Source organism: Streptomyces odonnellii (assembly GCF_000981895.1).
GTDB lineage: Bacteria > Actinomycetota > Actinomycetes > Streptomycetales > Streptomycetaceae > Streptomyces > Streptomyces odonnellii.
This window is the reverse complement of the sequence record NZ_LATD01000153.1, coordinates 19,440-29,729: the sequence shown is the minus strand read 5'-3', so window position 1 is coordinate 29,729 and position 10,290 is coordinate 19,440. Positions and strand designations below refer to the sequence as shown.

The following is a 10,290-nucleotide window of genomic DNA, read 5'->3' as shown; positions in this document are numbered from 1 at the left end:
GGAGCGGCCTGGGCGGGCCGGTGCGCGGGCAGGTACAGCAGGCCGAGGACGAGGCAGGCGATCGCGAGCGGGATGTTGACCGCGAAGGTGCTGCGCCAGCCGCCGAGTCCGATGAGCAGGCCGCCGAGGGTGGGGCCGACGACGGCGATGGTCTGGGTGGCGACGGCGAGGGCCGTGAGGACACCGGCGGGGCTCTTCATTCCCGTACGGTCGGCCTCGCTGCGTATCAGATACATGGCGGCCGGATAGCCGGCGCAGGTGCCGAAGCCGAGGATGACGCGCGCGGCGACGAGGACACCGAGGTCCGGGGCGAGCGTGCCGAGCACTCCGGCGACGCCGGTCAGCGCGGCGCCCGCGAGGAACAGGCGTCTGGGGCCGTACATGTCGACGAGCCGCCCGGCCAGCGGCTGTCCTATGGACGTCGCGAGATAGAGCGCGGAGATGAGCCAGGCGGTCTCGGAGGCGTCGGCGCCCAGGGCGGCGCCGATCGGTGCCAGGGCGACGGCGATGATCGACGAGTTGACGGGGTTGAGGATGGCGCCGGTCATCATCGGCGCGAGCAGCCGTCTGTCGAAGGCCCGCTCGGCGGGTTTCGTGTTCAGTTCGTACGCCTTCCCATCAAGTCCCCGCGTCTTCCGGTCGGTTCGGGAGTTCAGTCGGCGAGCCGGCCCAGCAGCCGCACCGCCTCGACGACGGTGCGGCGCTCGGCGTCGTCGAACTGGTCCTGGAAGGCCCGGGCCAGCCACTCCACGCCCGCCTGACGCGCGCCTTCGACGCGTTCGCGGCCGGCCTCGGTCAGCTCGACGATCTGACGGCGCCCGTCGGAGGGGTCGGGGGTACGGGTGATCAGTCCCAGCTTCCGCAGGGACGTCAGGGTGACGGCCATGGACTGCTGCCGTACATGCTCGGCGGTCGCCAGCGCGGCGGCGGTGACCGCTTCGCTCTTGCCGATCCGCATCAGGACCGACGCCTGCGAAGGGGTCAGGTCCTCCCCGTCGGTCACCTGCATGATCCGCCGCCGCAGCCGGCCGACCACCACACGCAGGTCCAGGGACGCCTGTAGCGCCGAGGCCTCGATGGGGTTCGTTTCATTTTGCATACGTTCAGCCTACACTGTTCAATGCAAACTGTTCAGTTGAGACTGAGCTTCTTCCCCGGAGCCATCTCCCCTGTCGAGAGGAACCCTCATGTCCGAGTCCCGTACGGCCCTGCTGGTCATGGACTTCCAGAACGGCATCACCGAGCGCCTGGGCAACGAGTCCGTCGTCGGGGCGGCCGGCCGCGCCGTCCGAGGCGGCTCTCCGGAGGCCGCCGCCGCGAACAGCGCCTTCGGCGCTCTCGCGCAGACCGGCGACGCCTTCACCCAGGACAGCCCGGCCACCCAGGTGATCGACGCGCTGGCGCCGCGCCCCGACGAACCGGTCGTCGTCAAACGCCGCGTCAGCGCGTTCAGCGGCAGCGATCTCGACGTCCTGCTGCGCGCGGCCCGCGTGGACAGCCTCGTCCTGGCCGGCATCGCCACCAGCGGTGTCGTGCTCTCCACCCTGCGCCAGGCGGCCGACCTCGACTACCGGCTCACCGTCCTGGCCGACGCCTGCGCCGACCAGGACCCCGAGGTCCACCGCGTCCTCACCGAAAAGGTCTTCCCCCGCCAGGCCCAGGTCACCACCGCGGACGAGTGGTCCAAGTCCCTCTGAGCCGGCGTCAGGCCGCGTACTGGTGGGCCGGGTAGGTCAAGTAGCCCGCGTCACCGCCCTGGTAGTACGTGGTCTCGTCGACCGGTGCGATCGGCAGTCCGCCGCGCAGCCGCTCGACCAGGTCGGGGTTGGCGATGAAGCCGCGGCCGAAGCTGATGAGGTCGGCGCCCAGCGCGAGCCAGTGGTCGGCGTCGTCCCGGCCGGTCTGCTTCGGTCCCATCGGAAGCACCGGGTTCATGATGAGCGTGCCCGGCCAGGCCCGGCGCAGGGCGACGAGCGACTCCTCGTCGGCGGTGGCTTCGAGGTGTACGTACGCCACCCCGAGAGCGGCCAGTTCGGTCAGCAGCGCGGAGTAGAGCTCATGGACGTCGGTCTCCTCGACTCCCCAGAAGGTCCCGCCCGGTGAGAGCCGGATGCCGGTCCTGGCCGCGCCGACGGCCTCGACGGCGGCGGCGGTGGCCTCCACAGCGAAGCGGATCCGGTTGACGACCGGGCCACCGTAACGGTCCGTGCGCAGATTGGCGTTGGAGGAGAGGAACTGCGAGATCAGATAACCGTTGGCGCCGTGCAGCTCCACGCCGTCGAAGCCCGCGTCGACGGCGTGGCGGGCGGCCTGCCCGTACGACCGTACGTGCTCCGGCACTTCGGCGGTGTCCAGGGCGCGCGGCATCGGGGCGGGCTGCGGGCCGGTCGGGGTGAACACGTCACCGATGGCGGGTACGGCGGAGGGCGCGACCGGCCGCATGCCGGTGGTGTCGGGGTGCGAGACCCGGCCGCCGTGCATGATCTGCGCGAAGATCCGTCCGCCGCTGGTGTGGACGGCGTCGGTCACGGGGAGCCAGGCGGCGACCTGCTCGTCGGTGTGCAGTCCCGGTGTTCCCGGGTTGGACTGCCCGATCAGGCTCGGCTGCACACCCTCGCTCACGATCAGCCCGGCCGTGGCCCGCTGGGCGTAGTACGCCGCCATCGACGGCGTCGCCAGACCGCCGGCGGCGGCCCGGACCCGGGTCATGGGCGCCATGACCACCCGGTTGGGCAGCGTCAGTCCGCCGAGCCGGTAGCTGGTGAAAAGGGTCGTCACGTCAAGACTCCTTCGAGGTCCCCGGCGCCCGGACCCGGGCGCTGCCGCTACGCTAAAACCTCACATCTATGTCAGAGGCAAGGCTTGTGACGCGCGACACGTCACGGCGCATACCGAGGAGGGGCTCGTGCGGATCGGGGAGCTCGCGTCACGGGCCGGGGTGAGCGTCAGGTCCGTGCGCTACTACGAGGAGCAGGGGCTGGTCACCAGCACCCGCAGCCCCAGTGGCCAGCGGCACTACACGGAGTACGAGGTGGAGCGGGTCGCGTTCGTCCAGCGGCTGTACGCCGCGGGGCTGTCCAGCCGCACCATCGTCGAGCTGCTGCCCTGCGTCGACGCGCCCAGCGAGCAGAACTCCGACTTCGCGCTGGAACGGATGGCGCAGGAACACGACAAGCTCTCCGCTCACATCGCGGAACTCATCCGGACCAGGGACGCGCTGGACGGCCTGATGGCCACGGCCCGCGCGTACCGGGAGCAGCAGAGGACGGCCGCGGTCGGCTGACCGCGGCCGTCCGTACATGCCGCTCGTGACCTTCAGCGCGAGGGCCGGCTCAGCCGCAGTGGCGGAACGCGTCCGTGGTGCCGGCGGTGGTGACCAGACCGGAGCCCTGGTCGAGGACCACGACGGTGGCCGGCTGCGTCTGTCCGCCTCGGCACCTGATGTCCGCGACGTACTGCCAGCCCGGCACGGTGCCCGAGGCGCTGACATTCAGTGAGCCCAGCGAGTAGGGCGCGACCGTGTTGATGCCGACCGCGTAGAACCGCACCACGCCGTTCGGGCTGAGTCCGCTGCCGGTGGCGTACAGATAGCCGCCCAGTTGGTGGAAGGTGGTGGAGACGGACACCCCGCCGCGCGGCGTCGCGCCCGGGTCCGCCAGCCGCCACGGGGCGTTGGCGTTGTCGGCGCGGGCCTGGTCGCGGCTCGCGGGCGGTACGCAGACATGGTCCGAGGGCCGCGTCTCACGCCAGACGAAGCCCGGCTTGCAGGTGTCCGGACCGTAGATGCCGCCGTTGGGCTCCCGGCGGGACGGGCCCAGTGCGTTCTCCGAAGTGATCTGGGAGCGGATCTGCGGCGTCACACAGACCAGGTCGGACGGGACCGCCTCCCGCCACACATAGCCCGAGGCGCAGGTGTACGGACCGTACGGCAGGTCGGCCGCCATGGCCGACGGGCCCGTGACCACCAGTCCCGTCAGCAGCGCCACCGCCGCGATCAGCCCGGCCAGTACGCGCCGCGAGATGCCTCCGCCGGCTTGTCACACGCGGTGGCCGATATCGGCCACCGGAGTCTCAAAACAACACTGAAGCGAGTTTTCGCCATTCTGCGAGGGGCGATTCGCAGCCGGAACAGGTGGTGCCCCGCAGCCAGAACAGGTGATTCCGGGTCGGTCGAATTCCACTGGGAGCGCCGCTGGACGCGGGCGGTGTGAAACCTATCCATGCGGCGGTTTCATGTCGTGAGTAATGCGATACTCAGCCCGGCAGCGCCGGACCAGCGGGCCCGGCGGGTGGAGCTGATCCACACGGAGGGCTTCCGATGGAAGACCGGTCAGAGCGCCCGATATCTCCGCAACCTTCCGTACACGAAATCCGATCCCCCGGATCTCCCCCGGGCGAGGCCCGTCCGTCCTCGCCCTTCTCACCCTTCTCGTACTCCTGGCCGTTCACGGGCCGGGACGGGACGCTGGCCGAGCTGATATCCCTGATGGAGCACTCGGCCCGGCCCGTACTGCTGATCACGGGGCCTGTCGGCGTCGGCAAGACGCGTACGGCCCGGGAGTTGCTGTCCCGAACCGAAGCCGAGGCCGAAACCGGAACCGCCGCGTCCGCGGAGCGATTACTGACCGCGTCGGCCACCGAAAGCGTCGCGCGCATTCCCTTCGGCGCCTTGGCGCATCTGTTGCCGACAACGTTACCCACGGCCGGCGGGCGCCCCAATCTGCTGCGGGTTCTCGCCGATGGACTGCTCGCCGGCATCGGCGACGGACAGCGGATCCTGCTCGTCGACGACGTCCATCTGCTCGACGACGGTTCGGCTTCCCTCCTGTTGCACCTCGCCGTACGGAGCGGCATGCACGGCGCCACACGCGGAAGCACACGTGGAGGCACGCACGGCGGTATACGGATCGTCCTCACCGGCCGTTCCGAAGTGCCGATGCCCGACGCCGTCGAGGCGTTGATACGCGGAAACTACGCGGACCGGGTCGAACTTCCGCCGCTGGGCCCGGACTCCGTCAGCCGCCTGCTGGAACGTACGCTGCGCGGGCAGGTGCAGACCGCGACCGCGCACAGCCTCTGGCAGTACAGCGGCGGCAATGTGCTGTGGCTCCAGCAGCTCGTCGACGCGGGACTCGCCTCCGGGACGCTGGCGGCCGTCGGTGATGTGTGGCGCTGGCACGGACCGTTCCAGCTCAGCACACGACTGGTCGATCTGGTGAGCCGGCGTATCGGGCAGCTCTCCGCTCCGGTGCAGCGTGCCGCGGAACTCATGGCGTTGGGGGAACCCCTCGGCGTGACGGTCTTCGAACAGCTCACCGGCGCCGCGGTCATGGACGAACTCGACCGCCGCGAGCTGATCGTCGGCGAGAAGGACGGCTGGCGAAGCCAGGTACGGCTGGCCCATCCCCTGTACGGCGAAGTGCTGCGCCGGCGGACGCCCCCTCACCGGTGGCGCCGCCACTGCCGGGACTTGGCCGAGGCGATCGAGCGCACGGGCATGCGCCGGCGCGAGGATCCGGCCCGGGTCGGCGGCTGGCGTCTGGAAGCCGGTGATCTCACCGATCCGCGGTTCCTTCTCTCCGCGGCCGAACACGCCGTACTGACCATGGACTTCACCCTGGCGGCACGACTGGCGCGAGCGGCCTGCGACGCCGGTGGCGGTGCGCCGGCCCAGCGAGCGCTGGCCGTCGCGCTCGGTTATACGGGAGACGGTGTACGGGCGGAGCAGGTCCACAGCGGACTGTCGCGGACCATCACGCCCGACCGCGAGGAGTTGCAGTCGGTGCAACTGCGGGCCGCCAATATGTATCTCTCCCTCGACCGGCCCGCCGACGCCGTGGAACTGCTGCGCGGTACGGAAGAGGCGATGACCGATGAGGCCGCGTGCCCGGAACTGGCCTCCCTGCAAGCCGTACTGCTCGCGTCGCAGGCCGACTGGCCAGCGTACACACAGGCCGTCGAACGTGCCAGGCAGTGCGCGTCACCGGGCCCGCGGACGACGGTCAGGGTGCTCTACGCCGAGTGCATCGATCACTTCTGTCATGCCCGCACGGACACCGCGTTACGGCTGATCGAATCGGCATTGCGGATCCTGTCCGGCGAGAACGACATCCCCTTCCTGCACGCCGGGCTGCTGAGCTGGCTGTGCAACGCCCAGGCGTTCTCGGGACGGCTGGGCGAAGCCGAGGCGACCGCCACCGCGCAGTACGAGCAGGCTCTGGAGTCCAAGTGGGTGGGGAGCCAAGGGGCTTGGCGGCTCTACCTCGGCAGGATCGCCGCACGCCGCGGACAGTTGGCGACCGCCCGGCGGCACATGCGCGAAGCCGCCTCCACACTGCGGGACGACTCCACCTGGGGCCAGCATGCGCTGGTGTTCGGTGAGTGGGCCACCGTCGAGGCGATGGCCGGCAACGCCGCCGAGGCCCAGACGCTGCTCGACCAGGCGCATCTCGCCCATGTGGAGTCGTACCGCAGCCTCCACACCCTGGCCTTCCGGATGGCGCAGCCGTGGATCCTGGCGGCTCGGGGCCGCCTCCGCGACGCCGCGCGCCAGGCGATGCGCGCGGCCGACGACGCACGGCGGGAGCAGGGCCTGCTGTGGGAGGCGGAGCTGCTGCACCTGCCGGTACGTCTCGGTCAGTCCGCGGCCGTCTCCGGCCGGCTCGTCGAGCTCGCCACCGTCTCCGACGCCCCGCACATCGCGATCTACGCCGAACACGCCGGTGCTCTCGCCGGCCGCGACGCGTCCGCCCTGGAGCAGGTCTGCGCCTCGTTCGAGACCGCCGGTATGCATCTGCACGCGGCCGAGGCCGCAGCGCACGCGGCCCGCCTGTGGTTACGCAACGGAAGCACGGTCCGGGCACAACGCGCCGCGGACCGCTGTCTTCAGCTCGCGCGACACTGCGAGGGCGTGATGACGCCCGCCGTCCTCGCCTGCTGGACCCCCGAACTGACCGACAGGGAACGGGACATCGCACGCCTCGCCGCCGACGGACAGAGCAGCCGGCAGATCGCGAGCCGGCTCGGCATCATGGTGCGTACCGTCGACAATCACCTGTACCGCGTCTACCGCAAGACCGGTGTGACGAACCGACGGGAACTCCGTAACGTCCTCACCCTCGGCCTCTCCGAAACCACTGAAGCCACCGGGTCCGCCGAAACCGCCGAGACAACCGAGACCGCCGACGGCACCAACGGCACCGAAGCCGGCGGCGAGTCCGGGGACCGCTGACGGACGAAGTCCACCGATCTCGCCGCACACGGGCCGTCGCGTCCGAGCCGTACGCCCCCTCTCGACGCCCCCTCTCACGTCATCTGCCGTCGCACCAGCTCATACAGCCGGCCGGCCGGGTCCGCCAGCAGGGTGGCCGGTGGACCCTGCTCGACCACACGGCCGTCCGACATCACGATCACACGGTCCGCGTCCATGACCGTGGTCAGCCGGTGGGCGATGACCAGCCGACTGGCACTGAGTTTGCGGGTGCTCTCGACCACGATGCGCTGCGTCTCGTTGTCCAGTGCGCTGGTGGCCTCGTCGAAGAACAGAATGCGCGGCCTGCGGATCAGCGCCTGGGCGATCATCAGTCGCTGCCGCTGGCCGCCCGAAATCGCGCCACCGCCCGCGATCATGGTGTGCAGACCCATCGGCATACGCCTGATGTCCTCGGCCAGGCCCGCCATTTCCGCCGCCTCCCACACCTCCTCCTGGGTGAAGGCCTCGGCGCCGCAGATGCAGTCCAGGATCGATCCGGTGAGCGGCTGCGCGTTCTGCAGGACGACCCCGCACTGACGTCGTACGGCGGCTTGGTCGAGGGCCGCCAGGTCCTGGCCGTCGTAGAGGACACTGCCGGACAGTGGTTTGTCGAAGCCGATGAGGAGGCGCAGCAGTGTCGACTTGCCGCAGCCGCTCGGGCCGACGACCGCCACGAACTCGCCGGGCCCGACCTCGAGCGACACGTCGTCGAGAGCCAGCGGGCCGTCGTCGGTGTAGCGGAAGGAGAGGTTCCTGGCCGCTACGGCACCCGACAGGACACCGGGTTGCGCGCTGCCGCCGCGTACTTCCGGCGGCTCGTCCAGGATCGGCCTGACCTGCTCGAACAGGGGCAGTGCCGCGGCGCCGGAGATGAGCGCGCCGGTGATCTGGGTGACCGATGTGAGCAGCATGGTCACCGATGTACTGAAGGTCAGGAACGCGCCGGCCGACATGCTGCCGCGGGCCGGTCCCGCGAGGAGCACGAACATGATGAACGAACACAACGGCAGATACACGGCGTCGAGAACGGTGGTCAGGTTCTTGATCCGGCCCGTCCGCTGCTGGAGTTCGCGGGAGCGGGCGAACTCGCGCGCCCACGCGGCGTACGCGAAGCTCTCGGCGGCGGCCACGCGCAGCTTGGGAAGGCCGCGCAGGGTCTGGAACGCCTGGTTGTTGAGCTTGTTGCCGAGTTCGACGAGCCGTCGCTGCCAGCGGAGCTGCCACAGGCCCATCGCCAGGAACACCGAGCCGATGACGATCAGCATCGCGACCGCCGCGAGGGCCAGCGGCACGTTGTAGAAGAGGAGCAGTCCGAGATTCATGACGCCGACCGTGCCGGCCTGCACGGCCACCGGGCCGGTGCCGGACAGCACGCGGCGGATCGCGCTGATGCCCATCGCCGCACTGGCCAGCTCCCCGGTGGAGCGCTCGGTGAAGAACTTCGTCGGCAGCCGCAACAGCCGGTCCCAGACGGCGGGTTGAAGCGAGCTCTCGATCCGGCCCTCGATCCGCAGGATGGTGAGATTCTGCAGCAGCATGAACGCGGCGGAGACGACACCGGTGACCATGAGTGCCAGGGACACCTGGACGATGAGGCTGTTCTCGGCGTTCGGTACGTACACACCGAGCACCTGGCCGGTGGCGATGGGTACGAGGCCGCCGAGCCCGACCGTGACCAGCCCGGCGACGAGCAGATGACGCATCTCCATGCGGGTGCCGCGCAGGCTGAAGCGGAACAACCGCCGCAGTGTCAGGGGCTGTTCGGGGAGCGGGCGGTAGAACATCACGGCACGCGGTTCGAGTTCGGCGGCGTTGGCCGAGCCGATACGCAGCCGCAGACCCGAGGCCGGGTTCACCGCCTCGTGCCCGCCCCGGCGCCACAGCAGTGCGACCGGCGCGCCCGACTTGCCCCAATGGCCCACCATGGGACCGGTGTCCGTCCGCCACCAGCGCCCGTCCAGCCGTACGGCACGGGTACGGATCCGGGAGGTGACGGCGATGCGCTCGACGAGGGAGACGCGTGCGTCACGCGCGCCGTCGGTGGTACCGGCCGCGCCGCCCTTCGGGGGGCCGGACAGGGTGATGCCCGACGCCTCGGCGACCAGACGGCAGACGGCGTACGTCGCGTCGTCATCGCTTCCGTCATCGCCCGCGGCGTTCCGTCCGGCCCGCTCCGGCCTGCCGATGGAGGCCAGCAGTGCCTGGTCGGCCCGGGCTCCGGCCGCCTGGCCCGCCTTGATGCCGGCGGCCGTACGGTCCTCGTGGGCGCGCTCCACCCGTTCGATCCAGCGGTCGACGGCGGACAGCAGCCGGAACTGCCGGTCGACCATCCCCTGCCACATCGTGCCGTCGACGAGCAGGTCGCCCGCCGCCTCCGCGCTGTACGAGGCGCCGTAGCGCACACTGCCCTCGGGGACCGGCATCCACAGGACGTCGTCGTCGGCCACGGCCTCGTCGACCGCGGAACGGCCGTCGAGCGGTGCCTCGAAAAGGACGCCGAACCCGCGGCCGACGCCGAGAGCGAAGGCGTGCTCCAGCGGCGCGTGCGGCCCGTATGCTTCCCCGTATGCCTCCCCGTACGTGTCCCCGTACGTGTGAGCACCCTCGTACGCGTGAGGATCCCCGTACGCCTGGCCGTAGGCGTCGTACTGGCCGTGGTCCCCGTGATTCCCGTGCTCGGGCCGGTGCCCGTACTCCGGCCGGTGGAGTTCGCGCAGCGGGATCCTGCGCAGCAGGCAGTCCTGCGAGGGTCTGCCGAGCAGTGTGTGCGCGGGCCCCTCGACGGGTCCGAGCAGCAGCGTCCCCGCTTCGAGCCGGCCGAGGAAATGCCAGTGTCCCTTCTCCGCCACGCCGACGGCGAACAGGTCCAGGGCTCCGCCGAGGACGAGCCACAACATGTGCGGTCCCTCCAGCGGCACACTGCGCAGACCCGCGCAGTCGACGGACGCGCCGAGACCGCCCAGCGCGAGGATCACCGGGTCGGCACCGCCCGGTTCCGGCACCGCGCCCTGCTGGTCCGTGGGACGTACGGACGACAC

Annotated in this window: 8 protein-coding genes; 3 read left to right on the top strand and 5 right to left on the bottom strand. The window is 70.6% G+C overall.

The features are described from left to right. The coding region (locus tag WH07_RS15685; protein WP_157877351.1) for an MFS transporter at positions 1-551 on the bottom strand (551 nt) is incomplete at its 3' end. Positions 552-652: 101 nt separating this feature from the next. Next, on the bottom strand, positions 653-1,099 hold the full coding sequence (locus WH07_RS15680) for a MarR family winged helix-turn-helix transcriptional regulator (RefSeq protein WP_046500503.1): 447 nt from the start codon (positions 1,097-1,099) through the stop codon (positions 653-655). Between the two features lie 88 nt (positions 1,100-1,187). On the opposite strand from WH07_RS15680, the gene WH07_RS15675 reads away from it, so the two are divergent. After that, on the top strand, positions 1,188-1,697 hold the full coding sequence (locus WH07_RS15675; RefSeq protein WP_046500502.1) for a cysteine hydrolase family protein: 510 nt from the start codon (positions 1,188-1,190) through the stop codon (positions 1,695-1,697). Positions 1,698-1,704: 7 nt separating this feature from the next. Here WH07_RS15675 and WH07_RS15670 read toward each other — a convergent pair whose 3' ends face one another. Further along, complete coding sequence (locus tag WH07_RS15670; RefSeq protein ID WP_046500501.1) at positions 1,705-2,778, bottom strand: alkene reductase; 1,074 nt, start codon at positions 2,776-2,778, stop codon at positions 1,705-1,707. A gap of 127 nt (positions 2,779-2,905) precedes the next feature. Between WH07_RS15670 and WH07_RS15665 the strand changes: the two genes are divergently transcribed. Then, a complete protein-coding gene (locus tag WH07_RS15665) occupies positions 2,906-3,283 on the top strand; it encodes a MerR family transcriptional regulator (protein ID WP_046500500.1) in 378 nt (125 codons plus the stop codon). Positions 3,284-3,332: 49 nt separating this feature from the next. Here the strand turns inward: WH07_RS15665 and WH07_RS36245 are convergent, their stop codons facing one another. After that, positions 3,333-3,986: a hypothetical protein gene (locus WH07_RS36245; protein ID WP_052744397.1), complete on the bottom strand. Its 654-nt coding sequence runs from the start codon at positions 3,984-3,986 to the stop codon at positions 3,333-3,335. Between the two features lie 332 nt (positions 3,987-4,318). On the opposite strand from WH07_RS36245, the gene WH07_RS15655 reads away from it, so the two are divergent. After that, a complete protein-coding gene (locus WH07_RS15655; RefSeq protein WP_079023254.1) occupies positions 4,319-7,231 on the top strand; it encodes a LuxR C-terminal-related transcriptional regulator in 2,913 nt (970 codons plus the stop codon). Between the two features lie 74 nt (positions 7,232-7,305). Here WH07_RS15655 and WH07_RS15650 read toward each other — a convergent pair whose 3' ends face one another. Then, positions 7,306-10,290: an NHLP bacteriocin export ABC transporter permease/ATPase subunit gene (locus tag WH07_RS15650; protein WP_046500498.1), complete on the bottom strand. Its 2,985-nt coding sequence runs from the start codon at positions 10,288-10,290 to the stop codon at positions 7,306-7,308.

Excerpts from the sequence above, each read along its gene's own strand:
- WH07_RS15680 (WP_046500503.1), bottom strand. The coding sequence starts at position 1,099 with ATGCAAAATGAAACGAACCCCATCGAGGCCTCGGCGCTACAGGCGTCC.
- WH07_RS15675 (WP_046500502.1), top strand. The coding sequence starts at position 1,188 with ATGTCCGAGTCCCGTACGGCCCTGCTGGTCATGGACTTCCAGAACGGC.
- WH07_RS15655 (WP_079023254.1), top strand. The coding sequence starts at position 4,319 with ATGGAAGACCGGTCAGAGCGCCCGATATCTCCGCAACCTTCCGTACAC.